Source organism: Tsukamurella sp. USMM236 (genome assembly GCF_037148755.1).
Lineage (GTDB): Bacteria > Actinomycetota > Actinomycetes > Mycobacteriales > Mycobacteriaceae > Tsukamurella.
The window spans coordinates 493,980-509,618 of record NZ_JBBCSS010000001.1 but is presented as its reverse complement, the minus strand read 5'-3'; the positions used below and the strand labels follow the sequence as shown (position 1 = coordinate 509,618).

Annotated in this window: 18 protein-coding genes; 11 read left to right on the top strand and 7 right to left on the bottom strand. The window is 72.1% G+C overall.

Annotation, left to right across the window (positions count from 1 at the left end; genetic code table 11):
* Positions 1-40: 40 nt before the first annotated feature.
* Positions 41-2,083, top strand: coding sequence for an Rv0361 family membrane protein (locus WFK95_RS02290; RefSeq protein ID WP_336669764.1), 2,043 nt, complete (start codon positions 41-43; stop codon positions 2,081-2,083).
* Positions 2,080-2,580 (top strand): hypothetical protein, encoded by a 501-nt coding sequence (locus WFK95_RS02285; RefSeq protein ID WP_336669763.1) that lies wholly within the window; start codon positions 2,080-2,082, stop codon positions 2,578-2,580. The genes WFK95_RS02290 and WFK95_RS02285 overlap by 4 nt, the downstream gene beginning before the upstream one ends.
* Positions 2,581-2,588: 8 nt before the next feature.
* On the opposite strand, the gene fbaA is transcribed toward WFK95_RS02285, so the two are convergent.
* The gene (gene fbaA / locus WFK95_RS02280) at positions 2,589-3,617 is read right to left on the bottom strand and encodes a class II fructose-bisphosphate aldolase (protein WP_336669762.1); all 1,029 of its coding nucleotides are present in this window, start codon (positions 3,615-3,617) and stop codon (positions 2,589-2,591) included.
* A 47-nt stretch (positions 3,618-3,664) separates the two neighbouring features.
* Here fbaA and WFK95_RS02275 point away from each other — a divergent pair, with 47 nt between their 5' ends.
* The 5 genes from WFK95_RS02275 to WFK95_RS02255 all read left to right on the top strand — a co-directional run bounded on the left by WFK95_RS02275 (position 3,665) and on the right by WFK95_RS02255 (position 9,650).
* Complete coding sequence (locus WFK95_RS02275) at positions 3,665-5,536, top strand: Na+/H+ antiporter (RefSeq protein WP_336669761.1); 1,872 nt, start codon at positions 3,665-3,667, stop codon at positions 5,534-5,536.
* A gap of 19 nt (positions 5,537-5,555) precedes the next feature.
* Positions 5,556-6,269 (top strand): DedA family protein, encoded by a 714-nt coding sequence (locus WFK95_RS02270; RefSeq protein WP_224651535.1) that lies wholly within the window; start codon positions 5,556-5,558, stop codon positions 6,267-6,269.
* A 9-nt stretch (positions 6,270-6,278) separates the two neighbouring features.
* The gene (locus tag WFK95_RS02265) at positions 6,279-6,914 is read left to right on the top strand and encodes a DedA family protein (protein ID WP_336669760.1); all 636 of its coding nucleotides are present in this window, start codon (positions 6,279-6,281) and stop codon (positions 6,912-6,914) included.
* Between the two features lies 1 nt (position 6,915).
* Positions 6,916-8,562 carry an ABC-F family ATP-binding cassette domain-containing protein gene (locus tag WFK95_RS02260; protein WP_336669759.1) on the top strand — a complete coding sequence of 549 codons (1,647 nt, stop codon included), beginning with the start codon at positions 6,916-6,918 and terminating at the stop codon, positions 8,560-8,562.
* Positions 8,563-8,759: 197 nt separating this feature from the next.
* Positions 8,760-9,650 carry an oxygenase MpaB family protein gene (locus WFK95_RS02255; protein ID WP_336669758.1) on the top strand — a complete coding sequence of 297 codons (891 nt, stop codon included), beginning with the start codon at positions 8,760-8,762 and terminating at the stop codon, positions 9,648-9,650.
* 6 nt (positions 9,651-9,656) lie between these two features.
* Here the strand turns inward: WFK95_RS02255 and WFK95_RS02250 are convergent, their stop codons facing one another.
* Both WFK95_RS02250 and WFK95_RS02245 read right to left on the bottom strand, forming a co-directional pair.
* Positions 9,657-10,505 (bottom strand): alpha/beta fold hydrolase, encoded by an 849-nt coding sequence (locus tag WFK95_RS02250; protein WP_336669757.1) that lies wholly within the window; start codon positions 10,503-10,505, stop codon positions 9,657-9,659.
* A 28-nt stretch (positions 10,506-10,533) separates the two neighbouring features.
* Positions 10,534-11,649 (bottom strand): glycoside hydrolase family 76 protein, encoded by a 1,116-nt coding sequence (locus WFK95_RS02245; protein ID WP_224651545.1) that lies wholly within the window; start codon positions 11,647-11,649, stop codon positions 10,534-10,536.
* Between the two features lie 124 nt (positions 11,650-11,773).
* On the opposite strand from WFK95_RS02245, the gene WFK95_RS02240 reads away from it, so the two are divergent.
* Positions 11,774-12,010, top strand: coding sequence for a type II toxin-antitoxin system Phd/YefM family antitoxin (locus tag WFK95_RS02240; RefSeq protein WP_336669756.1), 237 nt, complete (start codon positions 11,774-11,776; stop codon positions 12,008-12,010).
* A complete protein-coding gene (locus WFK95_RS02235; protein ID WP_336669755.1) occupies positions 12,007-12,378 on the top strand; it encodes a type II toxin-antitoxin system VapC family toxin in 372 nt (123 codons plus the stop codon). Before WFK95_RS02240 ends, WFK95_RS02235 begins: the two co-directional genes overlap by 4 nt.
* A gap of 15 nt (positions 12,379-12,393) precedes the next feature.
* Here WFK95_RS02235 and WFK95_RS02230 read toward each other — a convergent pair whose 3' ends face one another.
* Genes WFK95_RS02230 through WFK95_RS02215 form a run of 4 tightly spaced genes read right to left on the bottom strand, consistent with a single transcriptional unit; the run spans position 12,394 to position 14,814 of the window.
* Positions 12,394-13,101: a TrmH family RNA methyltransferase gene (locus WFK95_RS02230; protein WP_374201372.1), complete on the bottom strand. Its 708-nt coding sequence runs from the start codon at positions 13,099-13,101 to the stop codon at positions 12,394-12,396.
* Positions 13,098-13,646, bottom strand: coding sequence for an orotate phosphoribosyltransferase (gene pyrE / locus WFK95_RS02225; RefSeq protein ID WP_336669754.1), 549 nt, complete (start codon positions 13,644-13,646; stop codon positions 13,098-13,100). The genes WFK95_RS02230 and pyrE overlap by 4 nt, the downstream gene beginning before the upstream one ends.
* The gene (locus WFK95_RS02220; RefSeq protein WP_224651553.1) at positions 13,643-14,338 is read right to left on the bottom strand and encodes a hypothetical protein; all 696 of its coding nucleotides are present in this window, start codon (positions 14,336-14,338) and stop codon (positions 13,643-13,645) included. The genes pyrE and WFK95_RS02220 overlap by 4 nt, the downstream gene beginning before the upstream one ends.
* A gap of 32 nt (positions 14,339-14,370) precedes the next feature.
* A complete protein-coding gene (locus WFK95_RS02215; RefSeq protein WP_224651555.1) occupies positions 14,371-14,814 on the bottom strand; it encodes a hypothetical protein in 444 nt (147 codons plus the stop codon).
* A 117-nt stretch (positions 14,815-14,931) separates the two neighbouring features.
* Here WFK95_RS02215 and WFK95_RS02210 point away from each other — a divergent pair, with 117 nt between their 5' ends.
* Both WFK95_RS02210 and WFK95_RS02205 read left to right on the top strand, forming a co-directional pair.
* Entirely contained in the window at positions 14,932-15,318 is a 387-nt protein-coding gene (locus WFK95_RS02210; RefSeq protein ID WP_224651557.1) for a YidH family protein, read from the top strand.
* A gap of 25 nt (positions 15,319-15,343) precedes the next feature.
* Positions 15,344-15,592: a hypothetical protein gene (locus WFK95_RS02205; protein ID WP_336669753.1), complete on the top strand. Its 249-nt coding sequence runs from the start codon at positions 15,344-15,346 to the stop codon at positions 15,590-15,592.
* Positions 15,593-15,639 lie beyond the last annotated feature (47 nt).

The window sequence follows — 15,639 nt, the reverse complement described above, 5'->3', positions numbered from 1 at the left end:
GGCGCGCCGCCGCGGAGGAGGACGGTTCACGAACGAGGGGATGGCGGAAGCGATGGCGCGGGATGACAACCGGGGACCTCTGTCGCGACTTCGTGACCTGCGCGGACGCCTCGCGGCGTGGCCCGCGGCGCCCCTCCACGATCACCCGGAGACCGCCGGCACGCTCGGCAGCGCGCCCTCCGACGCCGTGATCCCCTCGCAGTCCGACTCCCTCGCGCAGCTCGTTCAGGACGCCGCCCCCGCCCCGTCGCCGGGAGAGGCCGAGACCACCGTCATCCCCGTCGACGGTGCCGCCGCGTCCGCCGCGGAGGACTCCGGCAAGTCCACGGACTCGAGCGAGGCCGGGGACACGCCGTCCGACGCCGAGACGCGGGTGCTACCCGCCGCGGGCCGCGCGCTGGTCGACGAGGACGCTCCCGCCGAGTCCGAGGACGGGGCCGCCGAGGACGACGCCTCCGCGACCGAACCCACGGACGACGCCGCAGCGGACGCCGCCGGCGACGCGAGCGAGGAGACCGCGGACAAGAGCACACCGGACTCGCCGCTGCGGACCGTCGGGCCGGTGGTGACCACGTCGCCGGGCGCCGACGACACCGAGACCACCGTGCTGCCCGCCGTGCAGCGTCCGAGCTCCGCCGAGACCACCGCCATCCCCGTACAGGCCCGCCCGGCCGAGGAGACTGCCGCGGAGCCCGTCGAGGATGAGGCGAGCGCTGACGAGGTCGTCGCCGACGAGGCCGCGCAGGAGACGGATGAGGCTGCGGCGACGTCCGAGGCCGACGTGAATGACGAGGCCGACGAGACCGCCGCCGACGACGACACGGACGAGGATCGGGTCGCGGCCGACGAGGTCGTCGACGCGGACACCACTGACGATGAGGACAGCGCGGACGGCGCGGAGGCCGCTGACGGATCCGACGGCGCAGACGCAGCCGACAGTGCGGACGGCGCGGACAGCGCGGACACTGCGGACGGATCCGACGACGACGCCGAGGCCGACGGTCCGTCGGTCGCCGCGGCGGCCGCCGGGGTCGCGGGTGCCGCTGCCGTCGTCGCCGGAGCAGCCGCGCTCACCGGCGACGATCGGGACGACCAGGACACTGCCACCGAGGCCGACGCGGCCGCGGACGACAGCGCCGCAGAGGACGAGGTCGCCGACGACGCGGAATCGGCCGAGGACGCGAGCTCGACCGAGAACGACGACGAGCCCGAGGCCGCCGCGGAGGGCGAGGCGACGGCCGAGAGCGCGGAGGACGCCGGCGACGATGCATCCGTCGCCGAGGACACCGCCGAGGACGGCGACGAGGCCTCCGCCGACGAGCAGGGTCCCGCCGCGGAGGACGGGACCGCCGGGGACGAGTCGGACGCGACCGACGACGCGGACGACACCGCTGAGGCCGCGACGACGGCGATCCCGGCCGCCGTGCGACCGGACCAGGCGGTCATCGATACCGAGCAGAACGAGCTGCCGGACGCGACGCCCGCGACCGAGGCGATCCCCCTCGCGCCCCTCTCCACCCCCGCGGCGACGACGCCCGATCTCGCGAAGCCGGACACCGCGCAGACGCCGCAGGAGAACGCGGCGCGGCAGTCGCCCGAGTACTACGCGCCGCAGGGCGGCCAGGAAGCCCCGTCGAAGGGCAAGCGCACGCTGTGGATCGTGGCGGCCGCGGTGGTGGCGGTGGTGGTGATCGTCGCGGCGATCGCGCTGCTGGTGCCCAAGTCGGGCTCCGGCTCGTCGACCGACCCGCGGCAGCAGGCGGCGAACGCGACGACGTCGTTCATCGACGCGGTGGGCCGCGGCGACCTCGCCGCCCTGCGCCAGCAGACCTGCGGCAACGCCAAGGTGTACTACGACGGGCTCAACGACGGCCAGTGGCAGCGCGTCTACGGCAACGCCAAGGCCGACGGCCTGCTGCCCGAACTCGACGGCCTGCAGGCCGTGGACGTGCGCGGCGACAAGGCGGAGGTCCAGGTCGAGGTGCACTACGCCAACAACCCGAGCGCGAAGGTGCGCAACACCCTCACGCTGGAGAAGGACGCGGACACCTGGAAGGTGTGCACGCGCGTCGGGGCGCGATGAGCACCCCGTCGGAGGAGCCCACACTCCGCAATCCGAAGCCCGAGCCCAAGCCGGAACCCCCGCAGGCCCCGAAGCCGGAGCCGCGGACGGCACCGTCGGAACCCAAGCTCGCGTACTCCGAAGTGCCGGACCGGCCCACGCCGCGGACCGACCGGATCGCCCGCGGCGCGGGCCGCGTGACGCCGCCCCGGCGCACCGCGACGCCGCCGATGGCCGCCCCGCACCCGATGGCGCCGCGCCCGCACCCGACGCACGGCGCGCAGCAGCCGCACCGTCCGCCCGCCGCGCAGAGCCGCGCGCCGCATGCCCGGCCCCCGCAGGCTCCCCACCGACCCGCCGGGCCGGCGCAGGGCGCACCGTCGAACCAGCCCGCCCCGCAGGCGCCGGATCCGGCCCCGAAACGCGCACGGCCGCTGCTCACCGGCCCGGAGTGGGCGGCGGCAGCGGCCATGATCGTGCTCGTGCTGGCGGTCCTCCTGGGACTGGCGCTGGCCTGAGCTACTAGCTACTTCGCGCTGATGGACTTGCCGGCGGAGTGCAGGTCGTTGCACGCCTCGACGACCCGCTCGGCCATCGACGTCTCCGCCTTCTTCAGGTAGGAGCGGGGGTCGTAGACCTTCTTGTTGCCGACCTCACCGTCGATCTTGAGCACCCCGTCGTAGTTCGACAGCATGTGCCCCGCCACCGGCCGGGTGAACGCGTACTGGGTATCGGTGTCGACGTTCATCTTCACCACGCCATAGCTCAGGGAGTCCTCGATCTCCGACTTCAGCGACCCCGAACCGCCGTGGAACACGAAATCGAAGGGCTTGCTCCCCGCCGGCAGGCCCAGCTTCGCCGACGCCACCGCCTGACCGTCCCGCAGCACCTCCGGCCGCAGCTTCACGTTGCCCGGCTTGTAGACGCCGTGGACGTTGCCGAACGTCGCCGCCAGCAGATACCCCTCCGCGCCCAGCGCGTCGACGGTCTTCGCGAAGTCCTCATCCGAGGTGAACAGCTTGTCGTTGATCTCGTTCTCGACGCCGTCCTCCTCGCCGCCGACCACGCCGATCTCGATCTCCAGGATGATCTTCGCCGCCTTCGCCTTCGCCAAAAGGTCCTGCGCGATCTCCAGATTCTCCTCCAGCGGCACCGCCGAGCCGTCCCACATGTGCGACTGGAACAACGGGTTCTGGCCCTTGTCCACCCGCTCCTGCGAGATCGCCAGCAGCGGCCGCACATAGCTGTCGAGCTTGTCCTTCGGGCAGTGATCGGTGTGCAGGGCGACGGTCACGTCGTACTGCGCCGCCACCACATGCGCGAACTCGGCCAACGCGACCGCGCCGACCACCATGTCCTTGACACCCAGGCCGGAGCCGAACTCGGCGCCGCCGGTGGAGAACTGGATGATCCCGTCGCTGCCCGCATCGGCGAAGCCCTTGATCGCCGCGTTGATCGTCTCGCTCGACGTGCAGTTGATCGCCGGATAGGCGTAACCGCCCTCACGGGCGCGGTCCAGCATCTCCCGGTAGGCCTCGGGGGTGGCGATGGGCATGTCTGTCCTCCTGAGCGGTTCGGCGTTTCAGTGAAAGACTATCGCCCATGGAGCTCGCTGTTGGGCTGGTCGCCCTCGTCGCCACCGTTCTGGTGGTCAGTGCATTCTGTGACCGTCTCGGTCTCGCCGCGCCGTTGGTGCTGACGGTGGTCGGCATCGGGGTGTCGTTCATCCCCGCGGTGCCCGAGGTGCCGCTCAACCCCGACGTGGTGCTGCTGGGCCTGTTGCCGCCGCTGTTGTACGCGGCGGCGTCGAAGGCCTCCCTCGTCGACTTCAAGGAGAACATCCGGCCGATCGGGATGCTCTCGGTCGGGCTGGTGCTCTTCACGGCCGGCGCCGTCGGCGTGGTGACCTCGTACCTGCTCGACATCCCGTTCGCCGCCGGGCTCGCGCTGGGCGCCATCGTCGGGCCGCCCGACGCGGTGGCCGCGACCGCGGTGGGCCGGCGCATCGGCCTGCCCCGCCGGGTGACGACGCTGCTCGAGGGCGAGTCGCTGTTCAACGACGCCACGTCGATCGTCCTGCTGCGGACCGCGATCGCGGCGGTCGCCGGCACCATCGGCTTCTGGCAGGTGCTGGGCTCGTTCGCGCTCAGCGCGGTGGGCGGCGTGGCCGTCGGCGTCCTCGCCGCGCTCGCGATCCGATTCGCGCTGCGCCGGCTGACGGACCCGGTGCTCACCACCGGCATCAGCCTGATCAGCCCCTGGATCGCCTACCTGCCCGCCGAGCACATCCACGCCTCGGGCGTCGTCGCGACGGTCGTCGCGGGGCTCATCGTCGCGTATCGAGCACCCACCGACCAGACGGCCATCGGCCGGATGTCGGCGCGGATCAACTGGAGCACCATCCAGTTCCTGCTGGAGAACGCCGTCTTCCTCCTCATCGGCCTGCAGATGCGGACGATCTTCGTGGGCGCGGACAACTCGCCGATCGGCTGGCCGCTGATCATCACGACGTGCATCGCCGTGATGATCACGGTGATCCTCGCGCGGATGGTGTGGTGCGCGCCGTCGGCGCTCATCGCGATCAAGGTGGACGACGCCGACGAGCGCCTCACCGCCGGCGAGACGACGGTGCTGTCCTGGGCCGGCATGCGCGGCGTGGTCACCCTCGCGGCCGCGTTCATCCTCCCGCTGGACTTCCCCGACCGCGAGGTGCTCGTGTTCGCCGCGATGGTCGTGGTGGCCGGCAGCCTCCTGATCCAGGGTTCGACGCTGCCCGCGCTGGCCAAGCTGCTCAAGGTGCAGGGGCCGAACGCGCGCACCGACGCCCTGCAGCAGGCCGTGGTGATGCGGTCCGCCCTCAACGCGGGCCTGGCGCGACTCGACGAGATCGCGGCGAGCCCGGAGAACACCGTGCCGGCCACCGTGCTCGACGGGGTGCGGGAACACACCATCAACCGCGAGCGCGCCTTCTGGGAACGACTCGGCCCGGACTCCGCGAACACCCCCGCCGCGCAGCTGCGCGCGGTCCGGCTGCAGATGATCGACGCCGAGCGGGCGGAGGTGCTGCGGATGCGCGACGCCGGCCAGGGCGATCACGAGGTGCTCGAGCAGGTGCTGTCCAACTTCGACGTCGAGGAGGCGATGCTGGAGGTCTCGGCGGTGCGCAGCGAGCGCATCGCGGTGGCCGAACTGCTCACGCCGCCGTGGGCGCAGGACGAATGTGACCATCTTCGCGTTTCGGACGATTTCGCCGACCCGGTGCCGCTCAGCGAGACCTGCGTCGAGTGCGTGGAATCGGGGCAGAACCCCGTTGCCCTGCGACTGTGCCTGACCTGCGGACACGTCGGCTGCTGCGACTCCTCCGAGGGCAAGCACGCGACGGTCCACCACGAGCTCACCAACCACCCCGTGATCCGGAGCTTCCAGCCCGGGGAGTCGTGGCGCTGGTGCTACATCGACGAATTGCTGAAATAGAGCCGGTATCCTGGCAGGCGTGTATGTCAACGACCTGACTCTGGCCGCCTCGACCACCATGCAGGCGTTCGCCCTCAAGGACATCACCGATCCGGTGGCCGTCCTCAACGCCTTCGGCGGCATCGCCCTGGTGGGCCTGCTGCTCGTGGTGTTCATCGAATCCGGCGTGCTGTTCCCGGTGCTCCCGGGTGACTCGCTGCTGTTCGTCGCGGGTCTGCTGACCGCGGCCGGGACCGGCGCCGCCGTCGGCGAGGCCACCTACACGGGCTCGGCGATGTCGCTGCCGGTGCTGTTGATCGCGACGCCCATCGCGGCGATCCTCGGCTCCCAGGTCGGCTACTTCATCGGCCGGTTCGGCGGCGAGAAGTTCTTCACGCCCGACGCGCGCTTCCTCAAGACGAAGTACCTCGACGAGTCGCACGAGTTCTTCGAGAAGTACGGCCCCGCCACGCTGATCCTGGCCCGCTTCGTCCCGTTCGTGCGCACGTTCGCGCCGATCGCCGCCGGAGCCGCGAAGATGAGCTACAGCAAGTTCGTCATCTGGAACGCGATCGGCGCCGTGATCTGGGCCGACGGCATCATCCTGCTCGGCGTGTGGCTCGGCAAGATCTCGTGGGTCCGCGAGAACATCGACATCATCTTCCTGGCGATCGTCGCCGTCTCCGTGCTGCCGATCGTGTGGGGCGTGGTCAAGAAGTTCCTCGCGGGACGCCGCGCCGACGCGGCCGCCTAGGCCCCGTCCGTGCTCGAATTCGTCCAGACCGCCGGGCCGGTGATGATCTGGCTCGTCGTGGCCGGGTTCGTCTTCTGCGAGTGCGCCTTCATCATCGGGCTGTTCCTGCCCGGCGATTCGCTGCTGCTCACCGCCGGCCTCGCCATGGCCACCACCGGCCACTCCGCGGCGTCGGTGTGGGGGCTCGCGCTGGCGGCCTTCCTCGCGGCGATCGCCGGTAACCACGTGGGCTACGGCATCGGCGTCACGATGGGCGACCACGTGCTGGCCAAGCAGGACGGCCGCTACCTCAACGCGCACAACCTGCACCGGGTCAAGGAGTTGATGGACAAGCACGGCTTCTTCTCCGTGCTCATCGCCCGCTGGATCCCCTGGGTCCGCACGCTGTGCCCGCTCGTCGCCGGCGCGGTCGGCATGGACAAGCGGAAGTTCACCGTCGCCTCGGTACTCGGCTCGCTGATCTGGGCGCCGTTCCTGCTGCTGGTGGGCTACTACGCCTCGTCGGCGCTGCAGGACTACAAGTGGATCCTCGACTGGGCGCTGCGCGGCATGATCGTCATGCTCGTCGCCGGCACCATCGTCGGGATCGTCGGCTACCGGCGCGAGATGCGCAAGCCCAACGTCACCGTGGACCTCGACGACTGACATGACCGTCCTGCAGACCCGCGACCTGACGGTCGCGTACGCCGATCGCACCCTGTTCTCCGGCCTCGACCTCGTGATCGCGCCGGGCGACGTGGTGGGCCTCGTCGGCGCCAACGGCGCCGGGAAGTCGACGCTGCTCAAGCTGCTCGCCGGGGTGGGCGCGGACGGCGGCCCCGACGTGAGCGGCGCCGTCGACCTCTCCCCCGCCGACGCGGAAGTCGGGTACCTGGCGCAGGAGCACGAGCGCCGGCCCGGCGAGACGGTCGCCGAGTTCGTCGCGCGGCGCACCGGCGTCGCGGCCGCGCAGGAGGCGATGGACGCGGCCGCGCTCGCTCTCGGCGACGATCCCGACACCGACCTCTACACGCCCGCCCTGGACCGGTGGCTCGCCCTCGGCGGCGCCGACCTGGAGCAACGCCTGGACGCGATCCTGTCCGACGTGGGGCTGGACAGCCCGGACTCGGAGATGACGGGGCTCTCCGGCGGGCAGGCAGCGCGCGCGGGCCTCGCGGCCGTGCTGGCCTCGCGGTACGACGTGCTGCTGCTCGACGAGCCCACCAACGACCTGGACCTCGCCGGCCTGGAGCTGCTGGAGCGCTTCGTCGCGGACGCGGCGACCGCGATCGTCGTGGTCTCGCACGACCGGGAGTTCCTGGCCCGGACGGTGACCACCGTGGTGGAGCTGGATCTCGCGCAGCAGCAGATCGGCGTCTATGGCGGCGGCTACGAGGCGTACCTCGTCGAGCGCGACGTCGCGCGGCGGCACGCGCGCGAGGAGTACGAGGAGTACTCGGGCAAGCTCTCCGACCTGCAGGACCGCGCGCAGATGCAGCGGAACTGGATGGAGCACGGGGTGCGCAACGCGCGCCGGAAGATGAAGAGCGGCACGGATTCCGACAAGGCCGGCCGGAAGGCGCGGCTCGAGTCGACGGAGAAGCAGGCGTCGAAGGCGCGGCAGACCGAGCGCGCGATCGAGCGGCTCGAGGTGGTCGCCGAGCCGCGCAAGGAGTGGGAGCTGCGGATGTCGATCCTCTCGGCTCCCCGCAGCGGCACGGTCGTGGTGACCGCGTCCGGGGCGTGCGTCTCCTATCCCGGGCTGACCGTCGGGCCCGTGACGGTGTCCGTCGAGTACGGCGACCGGATCCTGCTCACCGGTCCGAACGGCGCCGGCAAGTCGACGCTGCTGGGGCTGTTGCTGGGGCGCCTCACGCCCTCCGCCGGGACGGTGACGCTCGGCTCCGGGGTCGAGGTGGGCGAGGTCGACCAGGCCCGCGGGCGCTTCCTGTCCGACGGTCCGCTGCTCGACGCCTTCTGCGCGGAGGTACCGGAGACGCCGCCCGCCGACGTGCGGACGCTGCTCGCCAAGTTCGGGCTGCGCGGCCACCACGTGCTGCGGCCGGCCTCGTCGCTCTCCCCCGGTGAACGGACCCGCGCCGCGCTGGCGCTGCTGCAGGCCCGCGGCGTGAACCTGCTCGTCCTCGACGAGCCGACCAACCACCTCGACCTGCCCGCGATCGAGCAGCTCGAGGAGGCCGTCGAGTCCTTCGACGGCACCGTCATCCTGGTGACCCACGACCGCCGGATGCTCGACACCGTCCGCGCGACGCGCCGCTGGCGCATGGCCGACGGTGCCCTGACCGAGGACTGACGCCGGTGCGGCGCCGCTGCGCGCCCTGTTCGTCCGGCGCGCTCTCGGATTCTGTCCGTTGCGGACACGGTGTCCGTCGTGGACAGGATCCGAGAGTCGCGCCATCGCTCCCCACGCCCGTTGTCGACCGTCCGTGTGACCTCTTGCACATCTGTATAAGTCGACTTACAGTGAGGTCAGCCCACCGAGGAGACGTCATGCAGAAGATCGACCGCAACCGCGGCCTGAACCCGGAGACCGACTTCGTCGAGATCTCGCGGAATCTCGGGACGTACGACTTCCCGTGGGACATCACCCAGGCCCTGAGCTTCGCACTCTTCCGCACCTACGCCGTGCCCAGCATCGGCCGCCTCCTCGCGGACACGGGCGAGTTCACCGAGCGGGTGCAGAAGCGCTACGACGACACGGCCCTCCTCCTCGAGGTGCCGCTGCTCAAGGGCTTCGCCAGCCCCGAGGGCAAGGCCGCCGTCCGGCGCATCAACCAGATGCACAAGATGTACGACATCTCCGACGACGACATGCGGTACGTGCTGTGCACCTTCGTCGTGGTGCCGATCCGCTGGAACGCCGACTACGGCTGGCGGAAGCTGACCGAGGCGGAGAAGCTCGCGACGGTCCGCTACTACCAGACCCTCGGCAAGCACATGGCGATCCCCGACATCCCCGCCACGTACGACGAGTTCGCCGACTACATGGACCGCTACGAGGCCGAGCACTTCGCCTTCGACGAGGGCGCCCGCCGCGTCGCCGACTCCACTCTCGAGCTGCTCAAGAGCTTCTACTTCGCGCCCGTCCGCCCCGCGATCGGCGTCTTCAGCCGCGCTCTCATGGACCCGCCGCTGCTCGCCGCCTTCCACTACGACGATCCGGGTCCCGTCGTGCGCCGGATCTCCGTCGGCGCGATGAAGCTCCGCGCCCGGCTTCTCGCGGTCCTGCCGTCCCGGCGCCGCCCCGCGCTGGTGAAGAACAACCACCGGATCCGCAGCTACCCGAAGGGCTTCCGCACCGAGGGCCTCGGCACCTTCGCGCCGGGCTGCCCCGTGCATCGGGGCGCCACATCCGACGCCCCGAGCCTGGAAGCGCACTAGCCGCGCTCAGGCCTCCCCGCCGAGCACGTGGCGGCGGATCTCCGGGATCACGACGTCCCACGTCGCGGGCGGCGGGATCTCGTGGCCGGCGCCGTGCAGCACCACGAGGCGCGCGTCCGGGATCAGCCGCGCCAGCGCCTCGCCGTGCGGCAGCGGGAACAGCGGGTCGTCGGCGCTGTGGATCACCAGCGTCGGGGCGACGATCGCCGCGGGGTCGACGGGCGGCGCCGGCTCCGCGAGGAAGTGGTTGTTCAGCGACGACTCCATGGTCCGCGTGCGGCGCACCTCCCGCGTCGCGATCGCCCGCGTCCGCTCCTCGTCGAGCCCCGCAGGGCCGGCGTAGGGCCGCTCGACGTCGACCCGGTAGTCGATGACGGCCGCCTCGTCGGACCAGTCTATCTCGGGCGGCGGCTCCGAGAACGTCGCCGCCACGGCGGGCGTCGGGCCGGGCAGCGGGTCGTGATCGCCGCCCGCGGGGCTGGACTCGATGAGCGTCAGCGACAGCACCCGCGCGGGTGCGCGGACCGCCAGCGTCTGCCCGATCCCGGCGCCCATCGACATCCCGACGACGTGCGCGGCGCCGACGCCGAGGGCATCGAGGATCCGCAGCGGGTCGGCCGCGAGGTCGGCGCCGGTGTACGTGGGCGCGCCGGGCGGCGAGGTCGACGATTCGCCGCTGTCGCGGTGGTCGTAGCGGATCACCCGCAGGTCGTCGCCCGCGAGCCGGGCGCAGAACTCGGGCGTCCACCAGTCCATGGATTGCCCGCCGCCGGCGACAAGCAGCACCGTCGGCCCGTCGGCGCGGCCGATGACGTCCACCGCGAGCGCGGCACCGTCGACCTCGATGACCTCCATGGCGACCTCCTGGGTCTCGGTGCCCGGCTCAGTGTCGCGCGAGCGCTGCCGCAGCCTCCATCGCCATCCAACCACCGACCTGCACGGACAGGTCGCGTTCGGGCGTCTCGCTGGAGCGCACGGTGCCGCCGGTGAAGTAGGCGGGCGCGTCGGTGCTGCCGGGGATGCGGGCGTCGCGGGTCCAGTCCGCGGAGAACAGCACGCGGCCGTCGAGCTCGCGCGTGCCGTGCCAGGCCGCCTCGGCGGAGGCGAAGACGATCTCCGACGCCAGGGTGCGCGCGTCCTCGGCGTCGGGACCGCGCAGGGCGCGGGCCGCGACCGCGAGGTACCGGATGAGGATGCCGTTGAACAGGCCGCCGTCGCCCCCGTCCCCGCCGGTGATGACGGCACCGTCGGTCATGTGCTCGGCGACCGCGGCGATGAGGCCCGCGGCGCGGACCGCGTGCGTGGGCGCCAGGTCCGAGGAGAGCTCCGCGTCCAGGCCGATGGTGACGCCCTGGTTGTAGGAGTACTTCTCCGGGTAGATCTTCCCGACGTCGGGGCTGTCGTAGTCGCCGTCGACACCGTCGTTGATGAGGCCGGTCTCCAGGTCCAGCAGGCGCCGGTACAGCCAGTCGGAGGTCTCCTCCGCGCGCTCGAAGCGGCCCATCCGGGCGAGGAAGATGCCGGCCGGGCCGTTGGCGGGCGCGTTGAGGAACAGGCCCTTGGTGCGCCAGGTGATGCCGCCGCCGGCGTCGGGCACCCACGCGTCGTAGAGGGTGTCACGGAGCACGCGCAGCCGTCGCGCCGAGTTCAGGCCCGCGTGGCGCTGCGCCCGCTCCAGCGCGAGCCCCATCCACGCCATGTCGTCGTTGTACGAGTTGGTGACGCGGAAGAAGTTCCGCACGCGGTGGCCGCGTGCGATGCGCAGCACCAGCTTCCGGGTCGACGGTGCGCCGTCCCGGACGTAGGCGTCCACCGCCACGTCGAGCAGGTGGGCCTGCCACCAGTAGTTCCAGCTGACGAACAGCGAGTCGCGCCGGGTGGCGGGGTAGGCGGGCGTGCCGAGCAGGGTGCCGGGGATGCCCCACACCGGTTTCAGGTGCCGCTCCACGACCGCGGCCTGCGCCGCGGCCGCGCGCTGATTCCACTCGACCGAACTCATGATGACATCACATCACGGGTCACCGACGAGTGCACGTCGCCGCAGGTCAGGGCAAGCCCCAGGAGGGGGTATCCCCGCCCGACATCATCTGGTCAGACCTGACCAACCCAGGTATCGTGAAAGCATGGGCAGCGCCGAGTTCAACATCTACGCCGCGAAGTCGCAGTTCTCGCGGTTGGTCGCGCGCGCCGAGCAAGGAGACCGGATGACCATCACTCGCAACGGCAAGCCGGTCGCGCGGCTCGTCCCCTACGTCCCCGACCACCCCGCGCGACGGCCCGGGGCGTGGGCCGGGCTCGAGGTCCCGGACGACTTCGACGCGCTCACCGAGCAGGACCTGCAGGACTGGTACGGCGAGTGAGACTCCTCGTCGACACCCACGTCCTGCTGTGGTGGCTCGCGGACAGCCCGAAGCTGAATCCGACGCACCGATCACTGATCCAGGCTCCGGACAACGAGGTGCTCGTCTCCGCGGTCGCGGTCGCCGAGGTCGCCATCAAGGCGTCGCTCGGCAAGCTGGATGCGCCGGCGCTGACCGAGCAGTTCCTCCTCGACGAGGGCTTCGCCCCGCTGCCGCTCGACGCCCGCCACGCCGCGGCCCTCCGCGAGCTGCCCTGGCACCACCGCGACCCGTTCGACCGCATGATGGTCGCGCAATGCCTGGTCGAGCAGGTGCCGCTCCTCACCGTCGATGAACGGATCCGCGAGTACGGGATCGACACCCGCTGAGTCGGCCCGCCGCGGTCATCGGGCGGCGTCGAGGTCCGCGTGCTCGCGGACCCAGGCGTGCATCGCGATGCCGGCGGCCACGCCGACGTTGATCGACCGGGTCGAGCCGAACTGGGCGATCGACACCGTCGTCCCCGCGACGTGCCGCGCGCCCCCGGAGACGCCCGGCCCCTCCTGCCCGAACAGGAGCAGGCACCGTCGGGGCAGGGAGGCGCGCTCGAGCGGCACGGAGCCCGGCAGGTTGTCGACGGCGACGATCGGCAGGTCGCGCTCCGCGCACCACGCGGCCAGCGCGTCCGTGTCCTCGTGGTGGTGCAGGTGCTGGTAGCGGTCGGTGACCATGGCGCCGCGCCGGTTCCAGCGGCGGCGTCCCACGATGTGCACGGCCCGCGCGCCGAAGGCGTTCGCGGTGCGCACGACGGTGCCGATGTTGGCGTCGTGCCCGAGGTTCTCGATCGCCACCTCGAAGGGATGCCGGCGGGCGTCCAGATCGGCGACGATCGCCTCGCGCGTCCAGTACCGGTACGCGTCGACGACGTTGCGGCGGTCGCCCTCCGCGAGCAGGTGGGGGTCGTACCGGGGGTCGGTCGGAGCCGGGACGCCCGGATTCTCCGAAGCCCACGGACCCAGCCCGACGGTGTGCGGTCCGGGCAGGCCCGTCACCCACTCGGTCGGCCCGAGTTGCTCGTCCGGGCCGCCCTCGGCGTCGGACGGGTCGGTCACAGCCCCAGGTCGGCGAGGCCGAGCACCGAGCGGTACTCGAGGCCCTCGGCGGCGATGACGTCGGCGGCGCCGGTCGCGCGGTCCACGACGGTCGCGACGCCGATGACCTCGGCGCCGATGTCGCGCAGCGCTCGGACGGCGGTGAGCGGCGAGTTGCCGGTGGTCGTGGTGTCCTCGACGACGAGGACGCGCTTGCCGACCACGTCGGGGCCCTCGACCTGGCGCTGCATGCCGTGCGCCTTGGCGGCCTTGCGGACGACGAAGGCGTCGATCGGCCGGCCGGGGGCGTGCATGACGGCGGTGGCGACGGGGTCGGCGCCGAGGGTGAGGCCACCGACGGCCGTGAAGTCCCAGTCGGCGGTGAGCTCGCGCAGCAGCGCGCCGATCAGCGGGGAGGCCTCGTGGTGCAGCGTCGCACGGCGCAGGTCGACGTAGTAGTCCGCCTCGCGGCCGCTGGAGAGCGTGACCTTGCCGTGCACGACGGCCAGCTCACGGACGAGCTCGGCGAGCCGGGCCTTGGCGGCCGGGTCGAGAGGAGCGGTCACCGGCCGGACTCCTTGCCCGAGCGGACGGGCACGGGCTGGCCGGGATCGCGGGGCCCGCCCGACGTGACGACGCGGGCGTGGCCCTCCGGCGGGAGGACGCGCAGCAGGTCGCCGAAGCGGCGCACGGCCTCGAGCGCCTCGTCGAGGTCATCCGGGTCGTCGGTCGCCGCCATGGACGCCACGGTCCACTCGCCCTCATTCCACAGGGACTCGATGTAGTCGGGCACCTGCTCGGCGAACGTGATCATGCGGCGATCGGCGACGCGGCGCGCGACCTCGGCGTTGTTCGTGTACAGCACGCGCGGGCCCAGGGCTCCGAGCGGCTCCATGCCGGGCTCCCCGGGGGCGGGGCGACCCTCGGCCCGCAGGTCCAGCAGCGCGCCGGACGCGGCGCCGCGGCTGACGGCCACGATCGTCGCGGCCTCCTGCAGGTCGAAGACGTAGGCGGCGGCCCCGAAGTAGGCGCCGTGGGCCACGTCGACGATCGCGGGGTCACCGGGGACGGCCATGCCGCCGCGGTGGAATTCGTCGTGCAGCGACGGGTCGGCGGCGCTGTAGACGAACTCGCGCTGCGCGGCCCAGTCGGCGCGCTCGGAGTTCACGGCGGGCGAGTGGTTGCGCTCATACCAGATGAGCGCGGCGGCCAGCGCCGCGCAGACCACCGCGAGGATCAGGAACACTACGTACGACATCGCCACCTACAGTAGCGCGTCGACCGGGGAGTTCACCCGACAGACGGGGTACCGGCGACCGAGATCTGACCGGCGTAGATCGCGAGCGCCGACTTACCGTCCGCGCTCACCTGGATCATGACCACGTCGCCCACCTCGAGATCGGACAGCGTGCTGCCGTGTGTGGTGGTCACCTGGGTGGTGGGGCCGGTGCGCAGGACGACGGTGCCGCCGTCGGGCGCCGAGCGCACGGTGATCGCGGCGTCGCCGACGGAGGTGATCGCGCCGATGACCTCGCGGCCGGGCGTGATGGCGACGGACCGCTGGTCACTGACGGAGACGCCGGCGGACTGGGCCGCGGGCAGGACGCGGCGGGCGCTGCCCAGGTCGGCGGACATGTGCAGCGCGTAGGCGATGCCCGCGCCGACGACGCCGATACCCAGCAGGCACAGCACGACGGCGGGCCAGGGGCCGCGGGAGCGTGCGTCACCACCCATCGGCGACCACCTCCTCGCGTCCGTTCGTCAGTTCATCGTGCGCCTCGTCGAGCGCGCCCTGCGCGAAACTATTCGTCGTGTCTGAGACGGGCCTGTGAATGTGGCGGGACAATGTCTATGCACCCCGCTAACGTTGTCGGCGTGGGACGACTGTGGCCGCCGCGCGCCCTCACCGATGGTGAGGCGCCGGACGCGCGGTTCACTCTGGCGAACGAACGCACCTTCCTCGCGTGGATCCGCACGTCGCTGGGGCTCGTCGCCGCCGCGGTCGGCCTGGAGGCCTTCGCGCCGCACGTCGTGCCGGAGCCGGTCCGGACGCCGCTGGTCGTGGCGCTGCTCCTCGTCGCGTCCGCGCTGGCCGGGTACGCGTTCGTCCGCTGGCTGGCGGTGGAGGGCGCGATGCGCACCCGCCGCGAGCTGCGCGGCACCCCGGCGACGCTGGTCCTCGCCGCCCTGATCGTGCTCGCCGGCGCCGTGCTCGCCGTCTCGCTCCTGGTGACGTGAGGGCCCCTGACGTGAGGCCGCCGAGGTGAGCGCACCGTCGACCCAGGCGGCCGAACGGACCCTGCTGGCGCGCGTGCGCACCGCCGTCGCGCTGGTGCTGACCTGCGCGATCGTCGCGCGGGCAGTGCCCGACGCGCCCGCGGCGATCGCGTGCCTCGTCGTGGCCGTCGCCGCCGTGATCACGCTGCGGACGCGGCCGCCCGTCTCGCATCTGGTGCTCGCGGGGTGTGTCGTCGCGCTCGCGGTGGTCGGGCTCCACGCCACGACGCGCTGACGGTTCGGCAAATCCTTCGACTTCGCGCGACGAATCGGACACTATGG